Source organism: Pseudomonas hamedanensis (assembly GCF_014268595.2).
Classification (GTDB): domain Bacteria; phylum Pseudomonadota; class Gammaproteobacteria; order Pseudomonadales; family Pseudomonadaceae; genus Aquipseudomonas; species Aquipseudomonas hamedanensis.
The window spans coordinates 4223604-4245428 of the sequence record NZ_CP077091.1; the positions used below are offsets into that span (position 1 = coordinate 4223604).

The 21825-nt window shown below is 59.7% G+C and carries 21 protein-coding genes; 18 read left to right on the forward strand and 3 right to left on the reverse strand.

All coding sequences use genetic code 11. From position 1 onward, the window contains the following. Window positions 1-23: 23 nt before the first annotated feature. Genes HU739_RS18280 through tssI form a run of 3 tightly spaced genes read right to left on the reverse strand, consistent with a single transcriptional unit; the run spans window position 24 to window position 3681 of the window. Window positions 24-815 carry a hypothetical protein gene (locus tag HU739_RS18280; RefSeq protein WP_186546107.1) on the reverse strand — a complete coding sequence of 264 codons (792 nt, stop codon included), beginning with the start codon at window positions 813-815 and terminating at the stop codon, window positions 24-26. After that, window positions 812-1660, reverse strand: coding sequence for a DUF4123 domain-containing protein (locus HU739_RS18285; protein WP_186546105.1), 849 nt, complete (start codon window positions 1658-1660; stop codon window positions 812-814). Before HU739_RS18285 ends, HU739_RS18280 begins: the two co-directional genes overlap by 4 nt. Continuing rightward, entirely contained in the window at window positions 1657-3681 is a 2025-nt protein-coding gene (gene tssI, locus HU739_RS18290) for a type VI secretion system tip protein TssI/VgrG (protein WP_186546102.1), read from the reverse strand. The genes HU739_RS18285 and tssI overlap by 4 nt, the downstream gene beginning before the upstream one ends. Before the next feature lie 702 nt (window positions 3682-4383). Here tssI and tssA point away from each other — a divergent pair. From tssA to tssK, 18 genes are all read left to right on the forward strand, one after another. Further along, window positions 4384-5946 (forward strand): type VI secretion system protein TssA, encoded by a 1563-nt coding sequence (gene tssA, locus HU739_RS18295; protein ID WP_186546100.1) that lies wholly within the window; start codon window positions 4384-4386, stop codon window positions 5944-5946. Between the two features lie 32 nt (window positions 5947-5978). Then, entirely contained in the window at window positions 5979-6482 is a 504-nt protein-coding gene (tssB, locus tag HU739_RS18300) for a type VI secretion system contractile sheath small subunit (RefSeq protein WP_003229587.1), read from the forward strand. Between the two features lie 28 nt (window positions 6483-6510). Next, entirely contained in the window at window positions 6511-7986 is a 1476-nt protein-coding gene (gene tssC, locus HU739_RS18305; protein WP_016772499.1) for a type VI secretion system contractile sheath large subunit, read from the forward strand. A gap of 9 nt (window positions 7987-7995) precedes the next feature. Next, window positions 7996-8403, forward strand: coding sequence for a type VI secretion system baseplate subunit TssE (tssE, locus tag HU739_RS18310; protein ID WP_186531084.1), 408 nt, complete (start codon window positions 7996-7998; stop codon window positions 8401-8403). Between the two features lie 11 nt (window positions 8404-8414). Further along, a complete protein-coding gene (locus tag HU739_RS18315) occupies window positions 8415-8915 on the forward strand; it encodes a PAAR domain-containing protein (RefSeq protein WP_186546098.1) in 501 nt (166 codons plus the stop codon). Window positions 8916-8929: 14 nt separating this feature from the next. Then, window positions 8930-9754, forward strand: a complete 825-nt coding sequence (locus HU739_RS18320) for a hypothetical protein (protein WP_186546096.1) — start codon at window positions 8930-8932, stop codon at window positions 9752-9754. Then, entirely contained in the window at window positions 9744-10088 is a 345-nt protein-coding gene (locus HU739_RS18325) for a hypothetical protein (protein WP_186546094.1), read from the forward strand. Before HU739_RS18320 ends, HU739_RS18325 begins: the two co-directional genes overlap by 11 nt. 48 nt (window positions 10089-10136) lie before the next feature. Beyond that, window positions 10137-10514 carry a hypothetical protein gene (locus HU739_RS18330; protein WP_186546092.1) on the forward strand — a complete coding sequence of 126 codons (378 nt, stop codon included), beginning with the start codon at window positions 10137-10139 and terminating at the stop codon, window positions 10512-10514. Continuing rightward, the gene (locus HU739_RS18335; RefSeq protein WP_186546090.1) at window positions 10511-10927 is read left to right on the forward strand and encodes a hypothetical protein; all 417 of its coding nucleotides are present in this window, start codon (window positions 10511-10513) and stop codon (window positions 10925-10927) included. The genes HU739_RS18330 and HU739_RS18335 overlap by 4 nt, the downstream gene beginning before the upstream one ends. Next, window positions 10920-11345, forward strand: a complete 426-nt coding sequence (locus HU739_RS18340; RefSeq protein ID WP_186546088.1) for a hypothetical protein — start codon at window positions 10920-10922, stop codon at window positions 11343-11345. The genes HU739_RS18335 and HU739_RS18340 overlap by 8 nt, the downstream gene beginning before the upstream one ends. A 27-nt stretch (window positions 11346-11372) precedes the next feature. Beyond that, window positions 11373-13160 (forward strand): type VI secretion system baseplate subunit TssF, encoded by a 1788-nt coding sequence (tssF, locus tag HU739_RS18345; RefSeq protein ID WP_186546086.1) that lies wholly within the window; start codon window positions 11373-11375, stop codon window positions 13158-13160. After that, window positions 13124-14131: a type VI secretion system baseplate subunit TssG gene (tssG, locus tag HU739_RS18350; RefSeq protein WP_186546084.1), complete on the forward strand. Its 1008-nt coding sequence runs from the start codon at window positions 13124-13126 to the stop codon at window positions 14129-14131. Before tssF ends, tssG begins: the two co-directional genes overlap by 37 nt. Window positions 14132-14142: 11 nt before the next feature. Next, window positions 14143-16800, forward strand: coding sequence for a type VI secretion system ATPase TssH (gene tssH, locus HU739_RS18355; RefSeq protein ID WP_186546081.1), 2658 nt, complete (start codon window positions 14143-14145; stop codon window positions 16798-16800). 10 nt (window positions 16801-16810) lie between these two features. Further along, window positions 16811-18331, forward strand: a complete 1521-nt coding sequence (locus HU739_RS18360; RefSeq protein WP_186546079.1) for a sigma-54 interaction domain-containing protein — start codon at window positions 16811-16813, stop codon at window positions 18329-18331. A gap of 297 nt (window positions 18332-18628) precedes the next feature. Continuing rightward, window positions 18629-18769, forward strand: coding sequence for a hypothetical protein (locus HU739_RS18365; protein ID WP_003229566.1), 141 nt, complete (start codon window positions 18629-18631; stop codon window positions 18767-18769). Window positions 18770-18787: 18 nt separating this feature from the next. Continuing rightward, the gene (tagH, locus tag HU739_RS18370) at window positions 18788-19984 is read left to right on the forward strand and encodes a type VI secretion system-associated FHA domain protein TagH (RefSeq protein ID WP_186546077.1); all 1197 of its coding nucleotides are present in this window, start codon (window positions 18788-18790) and stop codon (window positions 19982-19984) included. Between the two features lie 5 nt (window positions 19985-19989). Further along, window positions 19990-20490, forward strand: a complete 501-nt coding sequence (gene tssJ / locus HU739_RS18375; protein WP_186546075.1) for a type VI secretion system lipoprotein TssJ — start codon at window positions 19990-19992, stop codon at window positions 20488-20490. Between the two features lie 2 nt (window positions 20491-20492). Further along, window positions 20493-21824 carry a type VI secretion system baseplate subunit TssK gene (gene tssK / locus HU739_RS18380; protein ID WP_186546073.1) on the forward strand — a complete coding sequence of 444 codons (1332 nt, stop codon included), beginning with the start codon at window positions 20493-20495 and terminating at the stop codon, window positions 21822-21824. Window position 21825 lies beyond the last annotated feature (1 nt).

Below are 21825 nucleotides of genomic sequence, written 5' to 3' on the forward strand. Positions count from 1 at the left end.
CCGATTGAATTCTTTCCGGTCGTTCATGGCTTTTCTTCCGTGTTTTCTGTGCATCCCGGATAGATGGTGCAAACCCGCCCATCGGCCATTTTGAAAGTGCTGATATCTTTGTCGTTGCCGTAGCAAAAGGCGTATTGATCCTCGAAGTTGTCACCCATACAGCGCTTCCAGCCGCGGGGTACTTTGATCCAGGTATCGCCGATGGCTGGAAGTTCTTCACTTGCCAGCCTGACCTTCAGCGTCACCGTTTTGCCTTCAAGTTGAGTCAATGTGTACGCCGTGGAAGGTCTCGTTCGCAGCACGTTTCCCTGTGCATCCATGTTTTTGCAGGTGAGCAGTTTGATCAGGAAACGATGTGGACCGACGGTGCGGAATGACCACCTGCATTCACCATAAAACTCCCCTGCACCGTCCTCGTTGAAAGTGCCCTTTAGTCGTTCCAGCAACTCTGGACGCACGAAAATCGAGGCGTAGTCCATGCTGAAGTTGCTTCGGCCTTTTCCATAAAAACCGATGAGCTTGATTTCCACTTTGTTGAGCGCCAACGGACAATCGCTGACGGTTTTGTACAACTCGATTTCCGCAGTGCTTACATATTCCATGGTGGGTTTATTGAAGCTCACCCAGAAATCCGGCTTTCCTGGCACGCGGCAGGTTTCACCCGCTGCGGGCAGGTAGATAGCCTTCAGCTCATATTTGAATCCAGGTGGAAAATCCGGAACAAACATAAAGGTGTTCGGGGTCTTCACCGTCGTACAACCCACCAGCAATCCCAGGCAACCACTCAGCAGCAACCCTCGTTTCAAGTTCCTCATCGACCTACCTCTCCCTGCCAATACAACGCTTCCTGATATACCCGCTCAAAATGCATCGCCGGATCTTCACCGGGTTTGGGCAGCCATGATTTGCCTGGCCGATATCCCGGTAACTGCAAACTGCGGGTCAGCAAGAAATGCACTTGCTCCGGTTGTTGCCAGCCCCACAAGTGCGTCAGTTGAATCAGGCCCCACAACCATTCATCGACGTCCAGTTGTTCGGCCAGCTCGGCCATGGCTTCGGTGTGTTCGCCGACCAGGTAACGGCGGGTGTTGTCGAACAGCACGTTGGCGTAGATCAGCTCCGGGGTCGGCGTGTGCAGCCACGGCGGATCCATCGGCAGCGGGTGGTGGCCGGGGTCCGGGTTGTCGATGGCGTTCCATCGTTCTGCGTGCCAATAGCAGACGCTGTTGAATGGCCCGAGAAACGCCGCGCGGTGCTCGGGTTGCAGGTGCGCCAGCGCACGGCCCAGAACACGGTTGTCATGCACGCGGTACACCGCCTGATTCGGGCGTTCGCCGGTGATCAGGCGTTCGCGCCAATGCGCGGCCAGCAGATCAAGTCCGACGTGAAGGGCGCTGGCCAGCCAGCCCCAATTGCGCTCGGGCGTGGCAAGCAAGGTCTGGAGGGCGGGATGCTGCGCCGTATCGATCTGCAACAGTAGCGGGCCGGTCGGCACCAGCGACTCGGCCGGCGTGCCGCTGTAGAACGGACGAAACCGCTCGGTGCCGAGGTCGCGGGTCAACGCAGCGTGCTCTGCGCTTTGGCCGTCGGTGTCGAGCATCAGATACAGTTCGCAGCCAGCGCGGGATTGGGTGTGCAGCCACTGTTCGACCGGGCTCATGCGACATCTCCCAGCGCGCACTGACCTGCCGCGCAGGCTTCGCACAGCGGGCAAAAATCCGCTGCCCGCTGTCGGGCACTGCTGAGGATCGACAGCGGCGTGGCGTTGATCACAGCAGGCCGGCCGGCCTCAACCTGCAGCGGCTGTAGCGGCGCGAGGCCCGGCAGTGGCGCGCCGCCGTGGACGATGGGCACGCTGCTGAAGATGCCGCCGGCATTGACCACGATGTGATGACCGCCCGCCGACAGCGTCAGGCTCATGCCGGCATTAATCACCACATTGCTTGCCGTGACATGCGCCTGCTGACCGGCCTGAATCACCAGTGCGCCCAAGGTCTGGCTGCTGGTACCGCTGACCTGCAACAAGTCATCGGCGTTGATCACGGTGCTGCGCAGCCCATGATGAGTGCGCGAATCCCTGCCTTCGATGAGGCTGGTGCTGTCATTGCCGACATGCTCATGGCGGTCGCGAGTTATCAGGCTGCGGCTGTCGTTGAGGATCAGTTGCTCGAGGTCGCGTTGCGCGCGCAGGTAGATTTTCTCCTGCCCGGCGCGATCCTCGATCGACAGTTCGTTGTAGCCGCCATTGCGAGGGGTGCTCTGGCTGCGCAGCACCGTTCGGGTTTGACTCGCCGGCAAGGGATGAGCAACGCCATTGACCTTGTTGGCGACGCAGCCGGTAATCAGCGGTTGGTCCGGGTCGCCTTCCTGGAAGGTCACGACCACTTCCATGCCGACGCGGGGAATGCTCACCGCCCCGAATCCGTCACCTGCCCAACTGGAAGCTACGCGTAACCAGCAGCTGCTTTTTTCGCTGTTGCGTTCAGCGCGATCCCAAGGAAATTCGACACGAACCCTGCCGTATTGATCACAGAAGATCTCTTCTCCGGGTGGCCCGGTAACGCGTGCGGTCTGGCAGACCAGCAAGGGTTTCGGCGCGGGCAACGGTGGACGGTAAACCACCTCTGCGGGAATGGCCCTGAAGGTATTGCGGTAGCCCTGGGAAAAACCATCGGCAGGTTTCGCCTCGCTGCTGAAAGCCTCTTCGAGCACCTGCGGTTGTTTGCCTTCGTGCGTCAGGCTGAGCAGCAACCACAACCCGTTGCAGTCGGCCCTTGGATGTTCGCTCAGCTCGAACAGGTGACCGCTGCGCAAAATCGCCTGATTGCTTTTGCCTTCAATCCATTGATAGTCGCTGCGATGGCGCTCCAAAGCCTGACGCGCCAGCTGTTTGCCGTGTTTCTCGGACTTCATCAGCAGTGGATAGCGATAGTCCTCGAGAGCCGGCGTGAATTCGGCGGTGAAGCGGCTTTCCAGCAGCAGGCTTGGACGCTTGAGGTCATAGTCACGGCGGGTGACCGTGCTGGTGCGTGTGTTGAAGCCCATGGTCAGGTGGTTGACCACCGGGTGTTCGGCGACCATGCCGCTATCAACCCGAAAGGCTGTCGTACCCAATTTGGGTGCGAACACCGGGCTGTCGCTGAACACCAGCAAATGTCCGTCGACCGAATGCTGGTGATGCCAGGCAATACCCTCTTCGGCGCACAGGCGCTGGATGAACAGGAAGTCGCTTTCTCCGTACTGCGTGCAGTATTCACGTGCCTCGCCGGCGGCGACATTGAATGTGAAGTCATCGGCCTGGACGCCATGCCCTTTGAGCACTTGCGCGATGATGCGCGGCACTGTCAGCTGCTGAAAAATCCGCTGGTCGTGGCTCAGCTGCAGATAATGCAGCGCTGGTACCAGTGTCAGCTCATAACGGGTCAGGCGCTTGCCTGATTCGCCAAGCATGACGTTTTCGATCCGCCCGTGGATGCCCTCGCCCGCGGATCCGAACTGCAGAAACGCGGGCTGGCTGAGGAGGTTTTCCAGATCGAAGTCCACGTGCTCGCTCACCAACTCGATGCGAAATGCGTACAGCTGACTGATCGCTTCTGTGCCAGTGAACGCGAGCACCTTGAAGTCGTGACGAATGGCCGGGATGTGCAGTGAGAATGGCGCGCGGTGGCCTTTGCCGAACATGGGCTTGTCCTTAAGCAAAGTGAGTCAGAGCGCGACGCCGTTCCTCCCTGATCGCCGCGCATAAAAAGTTGCCAAGGCAAGCTAGCGGCGCGGAAAACTAATAGATGTAAGAAGGATCCCTGACGTTTGTCAGACTATTCCGGGTGTGAAAGTGTTGGCTGGAATGAACGAAGTGTCTGTAGGAGGGGGCTTCGATAACTATCGAGATCGCAATGTTTGTAGGGATTTGGAAGTTTCAGAAATATGAAATGCCATCATTGTAGTGGCACTTTTTCCGTTGATCGTTGTCGCCGGAAAGTTGTTGATAGAAATCCGCCATTTTCGGAAGTGTCCTACTTCTATTTTTTTCTGGATTTGTCATGCTGCGCGTCGCCCGAGAGGTAGCCGTGTTCGGCAAACGCGCCTGCCTTCGGCGGGAGGCTCTGGATCAAAGGTTTGATGGGAGCAGCGAAAATGCGCCGATGATTAACCGGCATCAGGGAAACCCCTGTGACATATAGGGCGATCTCCTACACACCTCAAAGAACACTTCGTCTTGTTGTTTAATCAGATGCTTGCTAGTGGCCATCATTGTGATTACGATGCGCCCACTTGAAAGAGCACATCTCAATTGGATGAGTCGCATAACTGCTCTTCGATACTGTCCCGCGTCGCTGCAACTCCATTTGCGCGCATGACTGTAATCCTTAATAAAGGCCATGGATGTCCTACTCAAGCAAACTTTCCGCCCATTACCTCGAACTCGCCAAAGTCTCTGTTTCCAAAGAGAATTTCGCGGGCGAAGACGTTCGTTTTTCGAGCGAATTCGAGGCGCTGGAAAGTGAGCTGGCCAAGGCTTCGTCGATGCACGAAAGCGGGCAGATCGACTGGCTGAAAATCCGCGAAAACAGCGAAAATCTGCTGCGTACCCAGTCCAAGGATCTGCGTGTCGGCGCCTGGCTGACCTGGTCGCTGTACCAGCGTGAATCCTTCCCCGGGCTGCTCGCTGGCCTCGGTCTGCTGCACCATTTGTCGGAAAATCACTGGGCCGACGTTCACCCGCTCAAATCCCGCACCCGTGCCGCCGCAATCGGCTGGCTGGTGCCGCGTCTCGAGCAGGTCATCACCGAAAACATTGCGATCAAAGAGCAGTTGCCGATGTTCCGGCAGCTCTCCGAGCACCTGGCCGGACTCGAGGCGGCGTGTACTGAACATCTGGGCGATGACGCGCCGCTGCTGCTGCCGATCTCCCGCCGCCTGAAGACCATGATCCAGCGCGCCGCCGACAACCAGCCGGCCCCCGGCGTAGTCGGTGCGGCGGTAGCGCAGGTCAAGCAGGCAGCGAGCCAGTTGCTCACCCCCGGCGCGCCGATCGACAACGAGCGAGACGCGCACAAAGCCCTGCGCGCCCAGCAGGAGAGCGCCCGCCCACTGTGTGCCTGGTGGCTGAAGCAGAAGGCCACCGACCTGCGCGCCCTGCGCCTGAACCGTACGCTGCTGTGGATGACCATCGACGCGGTGCCCGAGCGCAACGCCGAGCAGATCACCGTGTTGCGCGGCCTGCCGCTGGAAAAGCTCAAGCTCTATCAGGACCGTTTCGATCAGGGCAAATACGCCGACCTGCTGGTGGAACTGGAGGCGAGCCTGGCGAAGGCGCCGTTCTGGTTCGATGGCCAGAGGATGGTCTGGGAATGTCTCCAGAACCTCAACGCCGAGCTGGCCATGCGCGAAGTGGAAATCCACTTCGCGCTTTTGGTTCAGCGCCTGCCGGGCATCATCGAGTTGCGCTTCCATGACGGCGCGCCGTTTGCCGATCCGTCCACACGGGCGTGGATCGCCGCCAACGTCATGCCGCACCTGCAAAGCGCCAGCGCGCCGCGCAAGGTCGAAAGCGAGAACGTCGAAACCCAGCCGGCCTGGGAAAAAGCCGTCGAGGAAGTCCAGCCGATTCTGCGCAAGGAAGGTTTGAAGCCTGCCGTGCAGATCCTCAAGCAGGGTTTGCAATCGGCCCACGGTGGCCGCGAACGCTTCTTCTGGCAGTTCGCGCTCGCGCGGCTGTGCTTCCTGGCCAAGAAATACGAACTGGCCAAGAACCAGCTGGAAACCCTCGATCAGACATTACTGGACTCAGGCCTGCACGCCTGGGAGCCCGATCTTGCATTGCAAGTGCTGCACCTGCTGCACAGTTGCTGCGAGTTGTTGCCGCAGAACCATGCCGTACGTGAACGCAAGGAAGAGATTTATCGCAGGCTGTGCCACCTCGACCTCGAAGTGGTACTCGAATAGGCCCCAGGGCCACAACCGCAAGGAGAAAAGCCATGGCCAAAGAAGGCTCGGTAGCCCCCAAGGAACGCATCAACGTCACCTTCAAACCCGCCACCGGCGGTGCTCAGGAAGAGATTGAACTGCCGCTGAAGCTGCTGGCAATCGGTGACTACACCCACCGCAAGGACGATCGCAAAATCGAAGATCGCAAGCCGATCAGCATCGACAAGATGACCTTCGACGAAGTGTTGGCCAAGCAAGAGCTGGGTCTGACGCTGAGCGTGCCGAACCGTCTGCAGGAAGATGGCGAGGCCGACGAGCTGGCCGTGCAACTGCGCGTCAATTCGATGAAGGACTTCAACCCGGCCAGCCTGGTCGAGCAAGTGCCTGAGCTGAAAAAACTGATGGAACTGCGCGATGCGCTGGTGGCCCTCAAAGGCCCGCTGGGTAACGCACCTGCGTTCCGTAAAGCCATCGAAGGCGTGCTCGCCGACGACGAATCCCGCGGTCGCGTACTCGGTGAGCTGGGCCTGAACGCCGCAGCCCCGGACGCTTGAGACTCCAGTAGCCAAGGAAGCCAACACAATGAGCACTAGCGCAGCACAAGAGAAGAGCGCCGCCAGCGGCGAATACAGCATTCTCGACAGCATCATCGCCGAAACCCGTCTGACGCCTGACGACGAAGCCTACGACATCGCCAAGCGTGGCGTGTCGGCGTTCATCGAAGAGCTGCTCAAACCGCAGAACAACGGTGAGCCGGTCAAGAAAGCCATGGTTGACCGCATGATCGCCGAGATCGATGCCAAGCTCAGCCGTCAGATGGACGAGATCCTGCACCACCCGGATTTCCAGGCGCTGGAATCGTCGTGGCGTGGTCTGCAGTTGCTGGTCGACCGCACCAATTTCCGCGAAAACATCAAGATCGAAATCCTCAACGTCTCCAAAGAAGACCTGCTGGACGATTTCGAAGATTCGCCGGAAGTCATGCAATCCGGCCTGTACAAGCACATCTACACCGCTGAATACGGCCAGTTCGGTGGTCAGCCGGTGGGCGCGATCATCGCCAACTACTACATGTCGCCAAGCTCGCCAGACGTCAAGCTGATGCAGTACGTGGCCAGCGTTTCGTGCATGTCCCACGCGCCGTTCATCGCTGCTGCCGGCCCGAAATTCTTCGGTCTGGAAAGCTTCACCGGCCTGCCGGATCTGAAAGATCTGAAAGACCACTTCGAAGGCCCGCAATTCGCCAAATGGCAGAGCTTCCGTACCTCGGAAGACTCGCGCTACGTTGGTTTGACCGTTCCGCGTTTTCTGCTGCGTAACCCGTACGACCCGGAAGAAAACCCGGTCAAATCGTTCGTGTACAAGGAAACCGTTGCCAACAGCCACGAGCACTACCTGTGGGGCAACACTGCCTACGCGTTCGGCACCAAGCTGACCGACAGCTTCGCCAAATTCCGCTGGTGCCCGAACATCATCGGCCCGCAGAGCGGTGGCGCGGTTGAAGACCTGCCGTTGCACCATTTCGAAAGCATGGGCGAAATCGAAACCAAGATTCCTACCGAAGTTTTGGTCAGCGACCGTCGTGAATACGAACTGGCCGAGGAAGGCTTCATTTCCCTGACCATGCGCAAAGGCTCCGACAACGCGGCGTTCTTCTCCGCAAGCTCGGTGCAGAAGCCGAAGTTCTTCGGCATCAGCGCAGAAGGCAAGGCGGCAGAGCTGAACTACAAGCTCGGCACCCAACTGCCGTACATGATGATCGTCAACCGCCTGGCTCACTACTTGAAAGTGCTGCAGCGCGAGCAACTCGGTTCGTGGAAAGAACGTACCGACCTCGAGCTGGAACTGAACAAGTGGATCCGTCAGTACGTCGCCGACCAGGAAAACCCGAGCGCCGAAGTGCGTGGCCGTCGTCCGCTGCGCGCTGCGCAAGTGATCGTCAGCGACGTTGAAGGCGAGCCAGGCTGGTACCGCGTGAGCTTGAACGTGCGTCCGCACTTCAAGTACATGGGTGCCGATTTCACCCTGTCGCTGGTTGGCAAGCTGGATAAAGAGTAAGAGCGACTCATGGACGGATACGGCAGCCTGTTCGAACGCCTCAACGGCGACGCGCAACTACGCAATGGCAAGAGCCTCGAGGTTTGCGCCATGGCGTCGGTGGCTGCCCATCTGGCAAAAATGCTCAGCACCCGGGCCGGCAGCGTGCAAACGCTGGCCGACTACGGGTTGCCCGATCTCAATGACATGCGCCTGAGCCTGCACGACTCCCTGAGTCAGGCCCGCCTGGCCATCGAAAGCTTCATCGAAGCCTACGAGCCGCGCCTGAGCAACGTGCGTGTCATTTCCCTGCCGCGTGACCACGATCAGCTCCGCCTGGCCTTCAGTATCGAAGGCCTGCTGGAAATCGAGGGTTTCAAGCGTCAGGTCAGTTTTTCCGCGCGCCTGGATGGCAGCGGTCAAGTCAAGGTCACCTAAGGAGATCCCCGATGTCTGGCAAACCCGCAGCACGCGTATCCGACCCTACCGCTTGCCCACTTCCAGGCCACGGTACCAACCCGATCGCCGCCGGTTCCGGCGACGTGTTCTTCGACGGCCTCGCGGCCGCCCGCCAAGGCGATGCCTCGGCGTGTGGTGGTGCGATGGTCGGCGACCTTGCCACTACCGTTTTGATCAACGGCAAACCGGCTGCGACCGTAGGTTCGGTTGGATCTCACGGCAACAAGGTCACGGCTGGATCCGGAACGGTGATTATTGGCAATTCGCATACGCCGGCGCCGTTTGTTCCGCCGTTGCCTTTGATCATTCCGGGCTTTGATGCTCAATTCCAACTCAAAAACGGCCTTGGGAACCCGCTAGCGGATACCAAGTACTTACTACGCCGAGCGGATGGATCTCTCGAAAGCGGAATCACCAATGAGTTGGGTCTGACTCACCGCGTGAAGGCACACACAGCCTCCGAAAAAATTGAAGTTTTTATTGAGAGCTGAGGGAGTACTCGTTCATGGCCGAGGCTGAAAAAATCAGTAAGGATGGGCAGGAATATGTGCCAGCGGGCGCGGCCGCGAGCACGAAAACCTCTGATGTTGCGCCAGTAGAGTTGCAAGTTTGCCGCTGTAATGGAAAGGAAGTCACAACGCTGACTGGCTACGACAGTGTCCCTAGCTATACCGGTGAGCTGCCTTCTCCGTTGCAAATAATGTGGTATGTGCCAAAAACCAAAGAAATGCTCAAGGCGAGTTTCTCTGATACAGAAATTCGAGTCTGGATTAAGCAGGCGGCTGAATATTATGGGATCCCGCATATTTTGCTTGCGGTTATTCTTCAGCAGGAGAATGGACCTAAGGGTAGTAAATTTCTGCAAACTATGCAGTTCGGCGAACGCTCGCTGACCACTCTGTTAGCGATTGTCGACAATATGGCTTTTGACGCCGTGCCGGACAAGTTGGCTGGGGGCTCCAGCGGTTTTGCCAACATGAGCCGCGCAACATTGCAGAACTCTGTTAAATACACAGAGAACTATTACTGCAAGAAACCATTGCCCGAAGACGTTCAGTACCGGATTTTTGGTTGGAATCAGGACACGCGAATCCCGGGTGATGACTGGAAGGCAGACCTCTACTATTGCGCCGGCCATCTACGTGAACTGATTGACCGGGCTACCGGGACTCGTTGTCATTCCGGGGCATTGTCCGCAGATCAACTGAAAAAAGTCATTGCTTCCTACAACGGTTCGGGCCCGCTTGCCGAAAAGTATTCAAGCGATGCGATGGCGTTGTTAGACGCAGCGAAAGCAGGCACTGCGTGGTTGTATTTTTATGAAAAATAAACTGTCGACGTCTACCTCTATTGCGCTTGTTGCCGGAGTTTTGGTTTTGGGGGGCGTCTTGTTGACTAATATTTTCTCTAACTCGCTGATGCTGTTGATGGACCGCGTTAATTTTATTCCTGCGGAATCTTCAATCCTCGCCTTCGAACCCTATGAAATAAATCAAGGGTCGTCCTCTTATTGGATCTACGGCCAGGACGGTGAGAATTATTATTATTTTTCTTATGACGCGGCTGCGCCTTATATTTTTATTTCCAAAGCCAATGTTTGCCAGGGATTTGATCGCTTGAATTTCAAAACATGGTGCAGTGCGAAACAAGGCGCGAAGAGATGATCGGCGAGACAACGATCTACCCATGATTTTTTTTTGCGGAACAGCTCAATGAAAATCAGAGCGTGGCAATGCCTTGGCGCTTTCCTATCTTCGGTCGGTTTGCTGACGATTCTGGTCGGCTTCGCTGTGCTGTTGCGAATGGAAAGCTCGACCGAACCAAAGCTGTTCGCGCATCCAAATGCATTGTGGGTTGGGGCCGAGGATGGCGGGGTATTCGTCGAGATTACGAAGCACGAAGCGCCGGACTACTACGTGGAAATTCGTCACCAGAATGGTGGGATGTGGACTGAGGGTTGGGTTCGATACGGCACCCGGGATAGCCATCCACTCAGCGCTGCGGCCATTGGTGGCTACGGCGGTGAAGAGCTCTATATCTATACGGGTGTGGCGATCACGCCGCAAAAACAGGGAGTTGGGCAGCGATGAATATCTACTTGCGCCTTGCACTTTGCTTGGCGATCCATGCGGCGGGCTGCGTGGCCTACGTGTTTCTGAATAACGCAGTGGTTGTAGCCTACAAGGCATTCAACGGCGGATTCACGTCCCGTGGTGTGGCATACGGTATCGCCCACTATATGTTCATCTACATCTTTTTCGGGGTGAACGCATTGGCCGCAATTATCCCGAATCTATGGGCCAAGCTCGGTCTGCTCGCTCTGATGGTTGCCTGGATTTTGTTCATAACAGTGCCCCACAACCCACTACGTGCGCTGTTCTACACCGTGGCCCAAGGCGGAGTTACTTTGTTGGCGATTCTGGTCACGCAGGTCATCGAATTGCGTTGGGAAAAATGTGTGCTGATGCGACGCAAGTCGCTTGTGAGCCCTACCCATGCTTAGCCGCGCACAACTTAGCTTCTTCATGGCTGCATTGTGGCTGCCACTGCTGGCGGTGTTGGCGATTACTTCCTATGACCTGTGGAGTGGCGAGTATTTAACCTCCGAGTCGTCCGGGATTTATTGGCAGTACCTCTTGTGGTGGGGAGTTCCCGGGCTTCTGGGCTTTTCGCTGTGGATGTCCCGATCGGCGCAGCGCCGAAATGAGCAGCAGGCATTGCGGATGGTTTGGTGGGCGCCAGTAAAGTTCATCCCGTTCTATGCCGTGCCCTGGATGCTGTATGGCTTGTTCAGTCTGATCGTCCGTCCGCTGAGTGATGCTTACATGGCGTACGGCTGGATCTCGGTTGTGCCGTTCCTGCTGATTGGCGGCTATGTCTGTGCCGGCGTGACGGTCGCGCTCTACAGGATTTTTTTTTGATGAGTTCCACTACCAGGCAGGTAACCCGTGTCCTTTAACCACTACTACCAAAGCGAACTCACCGCACTGCGCCAGCTCGGTCGCCGTTTCGCCGAGCGTAGTCCGGCGCTGGCGCCGTATCTGGGGCAGGCCGGGCGGGATCCGGATGTGGAGCGGTTGCTCGAAGGCTTTGCGTTTCTGACCGGGCGTTTGCGCCAGAAGCTCGATGACGAACTGCCGGAGCTCAGCCATTCGCTGATGCAGTTGCTGTGGCCGAACTACATGCGCCCGTTGCCGGCGTTCAGTATTTTGCAGTTCGATCCGCTCAAGCGTTCCGGGCCGGCGCTGCTGGTTGAGCGCGATACGCCGATCGAGAGCAAGCCGATCGAAGACGTGCGTTGCCGCTTCCGCACCTGCTACCCGACCGAAGTGCTGCCACTGGATCTGGCCGCGCTGAACTACTCGGTGAAGGGCGACGGCTCGCTGCTCAGCCTGCGTCTGGAAATGAGCGCTGACGGCCATCTCGGTGAGCTGGAACTGAGCAAACTGCGCCTGCACTTTGCCGGCGAGCGCTACATCAGCCAGATGTTGTACCTGAGCCTGCTGCGCAACCTCGACGGCATCGAGCTGATCCCGCTCGACGGCGCAGGCAAGCCGATCGATGGCGTCAGCGGCAAGCCAATGGCGTTCAAGATCCCCGGCGACCGAGTGAAACCGGTGGGTTTTGCCGAAGAAGAGGCGTTGATCCCGTATCCGCTGAACACCTTCCGTGGCTATCGCTATTTGCAGGAATACTTCGCCTTCCAGGACAAATTCCTGTTCGTCGACGTCAACGGCCTCGACATCCTCAAGGCGTTGCCGGAAGACACGCTCAAGCAAATGCGCGGCCTTGAATTGCGCTTCGACATTCGCAAGAGCGGCATCATGCGCATGCGTCCGACCTTGGACAACGTGAAGCTGTTCTGCACGCCGATTGTGAACCTGTTCGAGCACGACGCATTGCCGATCCGTCTCGACGGCAAGCAGGACGAATACCTGCTGCTGCCGGCGGAGTTCGATCTGGAAAACTGCGGCGTGTTCTCGGTGGAAACCGTCACTGGCTGGAAGCCCGGCGGTCTCGGTTATCAGGAATACGTGCCGTTCGAGTCCTTCGAGCACGACCCGAGTTTCGACGTGCCCAACAGCCGTCCGCATTACAGCATCCGCCAGCGTTCGTCCTTGCTGCACGACGGCCTCGACACTTACCTGAGCTTCGGCATCCGCCACACCGAAGCCCACGAAACCCTGTCGATCGAGCTGATGTGCACGAATCAGAACCTGCCGAAAAAGCTCAAGCTCGGCGACATCTGCATGGCCAGCGAGCAGACCCCGGAATTCCTCAGTTTCCGCAACATCACCCCGGCCACCCCGAGTTTCGCGCCGCCGCTGAACCGTGACTTCCTGTGGAAGCTGATCAGCAACATGTCGCTTAACTATCTGTCGCTGGCGGACGTCAATGCGTTGAAGGTGATTCTGGAAACCTACGACCTGCCGCGCTACTACGACCAGCACGCGGAGAAGGTCAGCAAGCGCCTGCTCGGCGGCCTCAAGCACATCAAACATCATCACGTCGACCGGCTGCATCGCGGTCTGCCGGTGCGCGGTTTGCGCACCGAACTGACCATCGACCCGGAAGGCTATATCGGCGAGGGCGATCTGTTCGTCTTCGCTTCGGTTCTCAACGAGTTTTTCGCGCTTTACGCCAGTCTCAATTCATTCCATGAGCTGCGGGTAAAAAGCACACAGGGAGAGGTGTACCAATGGACACCACGTATGGGCCTGCAGCCCCTGCTTTAAGCGGGCTGACCAAGGTAATACGCGAGTACTCGCTGTTTCAGGCCGTGCTGCTGGTGATCGACCGGCTGCGCGAGGCCCACCCGCATCTGAGCGAAGACGATCTGTACGACCAGGTCGAGTTCCAGGCCAACCCGAGCCTGGGCTTTCCGCGCAGCGACGTCGATCGCGTGGAGTTTTTCGAAGAGCACGGCAAGATGCGCGCGCGCGTGCGTTTCAACCTGATCGGCCTGGTCGGCTCCGGTTCGCCGTTGCCGGCGTTCTACGGCGAGCAGGCCTTGGGCGACAGCGAGGACGGCAACCCGACGCGCAATTTCCTTGATCTGTTCCATCATCGCCTGCAACGGCTGATGCTGCCGATCTGGCGCAAGTACCGTTACCGCGCGAGCTTCCAGAGCGGCGCGATCGACCCGTTCTCCGCGCAGCTGTTTGCCCTGATCGGCCTGGGCGGCGACGAGATCCGCAAGGCCAAGGAACTCAACTGGAAACGCCTGCTGCCGTACCTCGGCCTGCTCAGCCTGCGGGCGCACTCGGCCGCGTTGATCGAAGCCGTGCTGCGTTACTACTTCAAGCACGAAGACCTGGTCATCGAGCAGTGCATCGAGCGCCGCGTGGAAATTCTCGAGGAGCAGCGCAATCGTTTGGGCCGCGCCAACAGCCTGCTCGGCGAAGACCTGGTGCTGGGCGAACACGTGCGCGACCGCAGCGGCAAATTCCGTATCCACATTACTGAACTCGACTGGCAGCGATTCCATGAATTCCTGCCCATCGGTTTCGGCTACCAGCCGCTCTGCGCACTGGTGCGGTTCACCTTGCGTGACCCGCTCGACTACGACATTCGCCTGGTTCTGCGCCAGGAAGAAATCCGCGAACTGCGCATCGGTGAGCAGAACGCCTGTCGCCTCGGTTGGACCAGTTGGCTGGGCCGCGAAAAAGCGGACGGCGTGGTGACCCTGGGCAGCAAAATTCATTAAGGACGTGAGCCATGATCAACGTAGACCTGCAACAACTCATCCAGGCGCTGGACGCCGAAACCCGTCGTGATCTGGAACGTTCGGCCGAGCGTTGCGTCGCCCGTGGCGGCAGCAAGATTCTTGTCGAGGACTTGCTGCTGGGCCTGCTGGAGCGTCCGAACGGCTTGCTCAGCCGCGCCCTGCAAGATGCTGACGTCGATGCCGGTGAACTGACCGCTGCACTACAATCGCGGGTCGAGCACAGCGCTTCGCGCAACCCGGTGTTCGCCCCGGAACTGGTGCAATGGCTGCAAGATGCGCTGCTGGTGGCCAACCTTGAGCTGGGCCAGACCCAGGTTGAAGACGCCGCGCTGATTCTGGCTTTGCTGCGTAACCCGATGCGTTATGCCGGCAGCCGTTATCAGCCGCTGCTCGCCAAGCTGAACATCGATCGCCTGAAAGAATTTGCCCTGTCGCAACAGGAGCAACCGGCGGCCAATGGCAAACCGGCCGCACAGGGCGAATCACTGTTGCAGCGCTTCACCCACAACCTGACCCAACAGGCCCGCGACGGCAAACTCGACCCGGTGCTGTGCCGTGACGGTGCGATCCGGCAGATGGTCGACATCCTTGCCCGTCGTCGCAAGAACAACCCGATCGTCGTCGGTGAGGCCGGTGTCGGTAAAACCGCCATTGTCGAAGGTCTGGCATCGCGCATCGCTGCCGGTGAAGTGCCGCAGGTGCTTAAGGGTGTCGAATTGCTGTCGCTGGACATGGGCCTGTTGCAGGCCGGCGCCAGCGTCAAAGGTGAGTTCGAGCGCCGTTTGAAAGGCGTGATCGACGAAGTCAAGGCTTCGCCGAAACCGATCATTTTGTTCATCGACGAAGCCCACACTCTGATCGGCGCTGGCGGCAACGCTGGCGGTTCCGACGCGGCCAACCTGCTGAAACCGGCGCTGGCCCGTGGCGAACTGCGCACCATCGCCGCGACCACCTGGGCCGAGTACAAGAAATACTTCGAGAAAGATCCGGCACTGGCCCGTCGTTTCCAGCCAGTGCAACTGCACGAACCCACCGTCAGCGAAGCGGTGACCATTCTGCGTGGTCTGGCCCAGGTCTACGAGAAGAGCCACGGCATTTACCTGCGCGATGACGCGGTGGTGTCCGCCGCCGAATTGTCCGCGCGTTATCTGGCCGGTCGGCAACTGCCGGACAAGGCCGTCGATGTGCTCGACACCGCGTGTGCCCGCGTACGCATCAGCCTCGCGGCTGCTCCGGAAAGTCTGGAGCGCCTGCGCGGGGAACTGGCTGAAGGTGGCCGTCAGCGCCAGGCCTTGCGTCGCGATGCCGAGGCTGGTCTGCTGATCGACCACGAGGCGCTGGACGCACTGGAAGCGCGGCTGGACGAAGCCGAAAACGAAATGGTCGCGCTGGAAACCTTGTGGACTGAGCAGAAAGCTTTGGCCGAGCGCCTGCTGGAGCTGCGTCAGCAACTGGCCAAGGCCCGCGAAGCCGCAGCCGTCGAGCCGACCGTCAGCGTTGAAGAAGACGCCGAAGGCACTGTGATTGAGACCGTGGTCGCCGAAGTCGAAGAAGACCAAAGCGTCGAAGCGCTGGAAGCTCAGCTGCATGAAACCCACGCCGCGCTGACCGCTGCGCAAGTCAAAGAACGTCTGGTCAGTTTCGAAGTGTGCCCGCGTCTGGTCGCCGAAGTGATCAGCGCCTGGACCGGCGTGCCATTGGCGCAACTGGCCCGCGAGCACAACGCCAAGGTCGCCAGTTTCGCTACCGATCTGCGCACGCGTATCCGTGGTCAGGAACAAGCCGTGCACGCACTGGATCGCTCGATGCGCGCCACCGCTGCCGGTCTGAACAAGCCTGACGCACCGGTCGGTGTGTTCCTGTTGGTCGGCCCGAGCGGCGTCGGCAAGACCGAAACCGCGCTGGCCCTGGCTGACCTGCTGTACGGCGGCGATCGCTTCATCACCACCATCAACATGTCCGAGTTCCAGGAGAAGCACACCGTCTCGCGCCTGATCGGTGCACCGCCGGGCTACGTCGGTTACGGCGAGGGCGGCATGCTCACCGAAGCCGTGCGCCAGAAGCCTTACTCGGTGGTACTGCTTGATGAAGTCGAGAAGGCTGACCCGGACGTGCTCAACCTGTTCTACCAGATCTTCGACAAGGGCGTGGCCAACGACGGCGAAGGTCGCGAGATCGATTTCCGCAACACGCTGATCCTGATGACCTCGAATCTGGGTAGCGACAAGATCAGCGACCTCTGCGAAGACGGCGCGCGGCCAACCGCCGAAGTGCTCGAAGAAACCATTCGCCCGGTGCTCAGCAAGCACTTCAAACCGGCGCTGCTGGCGCGGATGAAAGTAGTGCCGTACTACCCGGTGGGCGGCCCGGTGCTGCGCGAGCTGATCGAGATCAAACTCGGCCGTCTCGGCGAGCGCCTGAACCGTCGCCAGCTGGATTTCAGCTGGTGCCAGAACCTTGTCGATCATCTGTCCGAGCGCTGCACGCAAAGCGAAAGCGGCGCGCGCCTGATCGACCATCTGCTCGATCAGCACGTGCTGCCGCTGGTGGCCGATCGTCTGCTCGATGCCATGGCGACCGGCGAAAGTCTCAAGCGTGTGCATGCCACGCTCGACGGCAACGCCAGCGTGATGTGCGAGTTCGCCTGAGGTGGGCGTGATGTTCACTCAGGTGCCGCAGCCACTGGTCTACGCCGAAGCGTTGCTGGCGCAGTTCGCCAGTCTGTCGCGGGCGGCGGACGGTGCTGCGTTGCTGGGTGAATTCGTCCGAGGTCTGGCTGAACTGAGCGGTTGCGAATTGACTCAGCTGTACCTGCTCGACGCCACTCACACCTGCCTGGGGATGAACGCCGAGTGCCTCGACGGCGCGCTGCAACCGCGCCAGGCGGCGAGTCTGCCGGCGGATTACAACGGTGAGCAACTGCTGCAATTCGCCCTGTGCCAGAACCGCGTGGTGTGCCTTGATGACCTGAGCGCCAGCCTGCACGAGACCAGTTTCCTGCCGGCGGCGACCGCGCCGTGGCAGTCGTTGTTGTGCGTGCCGCTGGTCAATCAGCACAAGGCGGTTGAAGGTCTGTTGCTGTGCGCCAGCCACCGTCGCACCGACCTGCAAGGCTTTGCCTATTCCCTCGGCCAGCTCGGCTCGTTCGTGCTCGGTCAGTTGCATTTGCTGCAACGCCTGCGCCAGCCGTTGGCTGAATCGGCCACGGTCACGCGCAGTGTGCCGAGCATCAGTGGCTACGGTTTGATCGGCAAAAGCGCGGCAATGCGCCAGACCTACTCGCTGATCAGCAAAGTCTTGCACAGCCCATACACCGTGCTGTTGCGCGGTGAGACCGGTACCGGCAAGGAAGTCGTTGCGCGGGCGATTCACGATTGCGGCCCGCGTCGTTCTCAGGCGTTCATCGTGCAGAACTGCGCGGCGTTCCCGGAAAACCTCTTGGAAAGCGAACTGTTTGGCTACCGCAAAGGCGCCTTCACTGGCGCCGATCGCGATCGCGCCGGGCTGTTTGACGCGGCCAATGGCGGCACGCTGCTGCTCGATGAAATCGGCGACATGCCGCTGCCGCTGCAAGCGAAGATTTTGCGCGTGTTGCAAGAAGGCGAAATCCGTCCGCTGGGCTCCAACGACACGCACAAGATCGACGTGCGCATCATCGCCGCGACGCACCGTGATCTGGCGGTGCTGGTCAGCGAAGGCAAATTCCGCGAGGACTTGTACTACCGCCTCGCGCAATTCCCGATCGAGCTACCGGCCCTGCGTCAGCGCGAAGGCGACATCCTCGATCTGGCCCGTCACTTCGCCGAGAAAACCTGCACCTTCTTGCAACGCGATCCGGTGCGCTGGTCGGACGCCGCGCTGGAACACCTGTGCGGCTACACCTTCCCCGGCAACGTCCGCGAGCTGAAGGCACTGGTCGAACGCGCGGTGCTTTTATGCGAAGGCGGCGAGTTGCTCGCCGAGCATTTCTCGCTGCGTCTGGAACCGATGCCCGAGGACAACAGCGGCCTGAATCTGCGCGAACGGCTGGAGCAGGTCGAGCGCACTTTGCTACTCGATTGCCTGCGCAAGAACGACGGCAACCAGACCCTCGCCGCCCGCGAACTGGGCCTGCCGCGGCGCACACTGCTGTACCGCCTCGGGCGCCTGAATATCAATTTGGGTGACTTCGATGGTTGAGCTACAGCACTTCTTCGAACCCAACACATACCCTGTGGCGAGGGGATTTATCCCCGTCCGGCTGCGCAGCAGTCGCAGTCCGGTAAATACGGTTTCACTGAGAGACCGCGCTGGCAGGTTTTGGGGGCGCTGCGCCCCCCAACGGGGACAAGTCCCCTCGCCACAGGAGGTCGCCGTACCTCCAGGCTATGGCTCAAGGCCGCGATGTAGAGCCTTCGAGCCCACCTCAAAAACTTATTTCAGCGCCGCCCGCAAGGGTCGGCGCTTTGTGCTTTGTCTACACCTGGAGACCCTCTGATGTCTGTTCGTCACTGGCACGCTGTCCTGCTGACCCTCGTCGTTCTATGCGGCCTTGGCGGCTGTAGCGGCAATTACAAATTCAACGACAACGACTATCGCCCGTTGGGTGATCCGCAAGCGGTCAATCGCGGCAAGTGACCGCAAGGAGCATCAAACATGGAATTGGTTTTCGAAATGCTGAACACCAAGCAGTTCGTGCCCACCGAGTCGTGCCAGCGGACCTTCAAACAGGCCGGCGGCGTGATCGGGCGGGGCGAGGACTGCGACTGGATCATCCCTGACCGCAAGCGTCACCTGTCCAACCACCACGCGATTGTCAGTTACCGCGAGGGCTCGTTCTTCCTCACCGACACCAGCAGCAACGGTGTCCAGGACGGCGGCAGCGGCGCGCGCCTGCACAAGGGCGAGCCGGTGCGCATCGAGCACGGCAGCACTTACGTTCTCGGCGACTTCGAGATACGCGCGCGACTGGTGCGCGATCCAGCCACCTTTGACGGCGAGGTCGGTCGCCCGCGGCCTGCCGGCAGCATCATTCCGGACGACGCGTTCCTCGACCTCGACCCGCTCAATGCCCTCGAACAGCAAGAGCGCGTGTACTCGGAAATTGACGAGCTGCTGGCGCCCAATACCAAGCCGGAAGACTCCCGTCAGCGCGCCGATTACGCACGCATCGACATGGAAAGCCTGATGGTGCCGGAGCTGATCGCTGCCCCCGTCGAACCTGAGCCTGCTCCGGCGCCCAAAGCCGTTGAGCGCCAGAGTGAAGGTTTCTGGGAGCATTTCGGTGCGGCGCTGGGCGTGGACGTCAAAGGCCTCAGCCACGACGAACGCGAAGCCTTGGCGCTCAACGCCGCGCGTCTGCTGCGGCAGAGCATCGGTGGTTTGCAGCAGAGCCTGCGCACCCGCTCGGAGCTGAAAAACGAATTGCGTCTGGCCCAGACCACCGTACAAGGCACCAACAAGAATCCACTGAAATTCGCTGTTGATCCGAGTGAAGCACTGGAGATTCTGTTGCAGCCAAGCAAGCCCGGGCACCTGCCGGCCGAGCAAGCGATTTCCCGCGCGTTCCGCGACTTGCAGGCGCACCAAGTGGCCTTGCTGACCGCCAGCCGCGCCGCCGTACGCGGCACTCTGGAGCATTTTTCGCCAGAGCAACTGACCCTGCGTTTCGAGCGCGACAACAAGCCGTTGATCGCTACCTCGGGCGGGCGCTGGAGAGCGTTCGGCCGCTATCACCAGGCCCTGCGTCAGGACGATGACTGGAGCGAGCGTCTGCTGGCTCGCGACTTCGCCCAGGCCTACGAAGAACAGATCCGCCTGATCTCCACCCTCCACACCGACCACCAAGGATGATGCGCATGTCTCGCCGCTCGACCGCTTTTTTCAAGACGCTGACTGCGCTCACCTTATTGGTGCTGCTTGCCGGTTGCTCGTCGCTGTCGCCGTATTCGAAAGTGACCAAGCTCAACCTCAAGCTGACCGGCAGCGATCAGCTCAACCCGGACCTCAACGGTCGTCCGTCGCCGATTGTCGTGCGCCTGTTCGAACTCAAGCACCCGGTGACCTTCGAAAATGCTGACTTCTTCAGCCTCTACGAGCGCGCCAAGGAATCCCTCAACCCGGATCTGGTGGCCAGCGAAGAACTCGAACTGCGCCCGGGTGAAACCGTGGAAATGAAGCTCAGCGTGGAGGAGGGCAGCCGTTACGTGGGCGTCCTCGCTGCCTACCGTGACCTGCCGGAAACGCAATGGCGCTACACCGTGCAGATCACTCCGCTGGAACTCACCGAGGCTGATCTGACCCTCGATCAGGCCGGTATCCGCAATACCCAACAAGTGCTCGCCAAGGCGGATGACTGATCATGAACACCCATAAAGTCATTTGGCAGGAAGGCATGCTGCTGCGACCGCAGCACTTCCAGCACAACGATCGTTATTACGATCACCAGATGAAAACCCGCACCCAGTTGCTCGGTGGCTACACCTGGGGTTTTCTCAATCTGGAGATCGACTTGCAATTCCTCAACATGGGCAAACTGGTGATCAGTGAAGCCTCGGGGATTCTGCCGGACGGCAGCCTGTTCGAACTCGGCGGCAACACCGAACCGCTGGCGCTGGACGTGCCGCCGAACACCGGCAACACGCCGATCTATCTGGCGCTGCCACTGGTCACCGGCAACCACATCGAGGCCCGTCGCCCGGAGCAATCCGACGTGCTGGCGCGTTACACAGCGTATGACGCCGAGGTGGCTGATTCCAACGCCGGCGACGACTCCGCCAGTCAGGTCAGTTGTGGGCGCCCGGACTTCAAACTGTTGCTCGGCGAGCAGCAGAGCGATCAGGCCTACGTGAAGCTGAAGATCTGCGACGTGCTCGACACCACGCCCGACGGTGTCATCAGCCTCGACCCGGATTTTGTGCCGACCTACATTCAGGCCCACGCTTCCAGCTATCTGCTGTCGTGCCTGAAAGAAGTCATCAGCATGCTCAGCCACCGCGGCGACACCATTGCCGAGCGGATTCGCTCCAACGGCAAGGTTGGTGGTGCCGAAGTCGGCGACTTCATGATGCTGCAACTGATCAACCGCACCGAACTGCTGCTGCGCCATTACCTCGGCCTTGAGCAGGTGCATCCCGAAGAGTTGTACCGCACGCTGCTGACCATGCTCGGCGATCTGGCGACCTTCTCCGGCGAGAGCAAACGCCCGCGTCTGGACAGCCGCTATTCCCACGCGGACCAGGGCGGCAGTTTCCGCAAACTGATGGAAGCGATCCGGCAGGTGCTGTCGATGGTGCTCGAGCAGCACGCCATCGAACTGATCCTGCAGGCGCGTCAGTACGGCATCATTGTGTCGCCGTTGCACGACCACAAACTGCTCGGCTCGGCCTCGTTCGTGCTGGCAGCCAGTGCCAACTGCGACTCCGAAGAACTGCGCCACCGCTTGCCGGCGCACCTCAAGGTCGGCCCGGTGGAGCGCATCCGCCAACTGGTCAACCTGCACCTGCCGGGGATCAAGGTCAAACCGTTGCCGGTGGCCCCACGGCAGATCGCGTTCCACTCGAACAAAACCTATTTCATCCTCGAACTCAGTTCCGAAGACCTGGCACAACTCGAGCGCTCCGGCGGTTTCGCGTTCCACGTGTCCGGCGAATTCGCCGAGCTTGAACTGAAATTCTGGGCCATCAGGAACTGAC

Excerpts from the sequence above, each read along its gene's own strand:
- tssA (WP_186546100.1), top strand. The coding sequence starts at position 4,384 with ATGTCCTACTCAAGCAAACTTTCCGCCCATTACCTCGAACTCGCCAAA.
- HU739_RS18285 (WP_186546105.1), bottom strand. The coding sequence starts at position 1,660 with ATGAGCCCGGTCGAACAGTGGCTGCACACCCAATCCCGCGCTGGCTGC.
- tssK (WP_186546073.1), top strand. The coding sequence starts at position 20,493 with ATGAACACCCATAAAGTCATTTGGCAGGAAGGCATGCTGCTGCGACCG.
- HU739_RS18360 (WP_186546079.1), top strand. The coding sequence starts at position 16,811 with ATGTTCACTCAGGTGCCGCAGCCACTGGTCTACGCCGAAGCGTTGCTG.
- tssC (WP_016772499.1), top strand. The coding sequence starts at position 6,511 with ATGAGCACTAGCGCAGCACAAGAGAAGAGCGCCGCCAGCGGCGAATAC.
- HU739_RS18320 (WP_186546096.1), top strand. The coding sequence starts at position 8,930 with ATGGCCGAGGCTGAAAAAATCAGTAAGGATGGGCAGGAATATGTGCCA.
- tagH (WP_186546077.1), top strand. The coding sequence starts at position 18,788 with ATGGAATTGGTTTTCGAAATGCTGAACACCAAGCAGTTCGTGCCCACC.
- tssE (WP_186531084.1), top strand. The coding sequence starts at position 7,996 with ATGGACGGATACGGCAGCCTGTTCGAACGCCTCAACGGCGACGCGCAA.
- tssB (WP_003229587.1), top strand. The coding sequence starts at position 5,979 with ATGGCCAAAGAAGGCTCGGTAGCCCCCAAGGAACGCATCAACGTCACC.
- tssH (WP_186546081.1), top strand. The coding sequence starts at position 14,143 with ATGATCAACGTAGACCTGCAACAACTCATCCAGGCGCTGGACGCCGAA.
- tssI (WP_186546102.1), bottom strand. The coding sequence starts at position 3,681 with ATGTTCGGCAAAGGCCACCGCGCGCCATTCTCACTGCACATCCCGGCC.
- HU739_RS18365 (WP_003229566.1), top strand. The coding sequence starts at position 18,629 with ATGTCTGTTCGTCACTGGCACGCTGTCCTGCTGACCCTCGTCGTTCTA.
- tssJ (WP_186546075.1), top strand. The coding sequence starts at position 19,990 with ATGTCTCGCCGCTCGACCGCTTTTTTCAAGACGCTGACTGCGCTCACC.
- HU739_RS18315 (WP_186546098.1), top strand. The coding sequence starts at position 8,415 with ATGTCTGGCAAACCCGCAGCACGCGTATCCGACCCTACCGCTTGCCCA.
- HU739_RS18335 (WP_186546090.1), top strand. The coding sequence starts at position 10,511 with ATGAATATCTACTTGCGCCTTGCACTTTGCTTGGCGATCCATGCGGCG.
- HU739_RS18330 (WP_186546092.1), top strand. The coding sequence starts at position 10,137 with ATGAAAATCAGAGCGTGGCAATGCCTTGGCGCTTTCCTATCTTCGGTC.
- HU739_RS18325 (WP_186546094.1), top strand. The coding sequence starts at position 9,744 with ATGAAAAATAAACTGTCGACGTCTACCTCTATTGCGCTTGTTGCCGGA.
- HU739_RS18340 (WP_186546088.1), top strand. The coding sequence starts at position 10,920 with ATGCTTAGCCGCGCACAACTTAGCTTCTTCATGGCTGCATTGTGGCTG.
- HU739_RS18280 (WP_186546107.1), bottom strand. The coding sequence starts at position 815 with ATGAGGAACTTGAAACGAGGGTTGCTGCTGAGTGGTTGCCTGGGATTG.
- tssG (WP_186546084.1), top strand. The coding sequence starts at position 13,124 with ATGGACACCACGTATGGGCCTGCAGCCCCTGCTTTAAGCGGGCTGACC.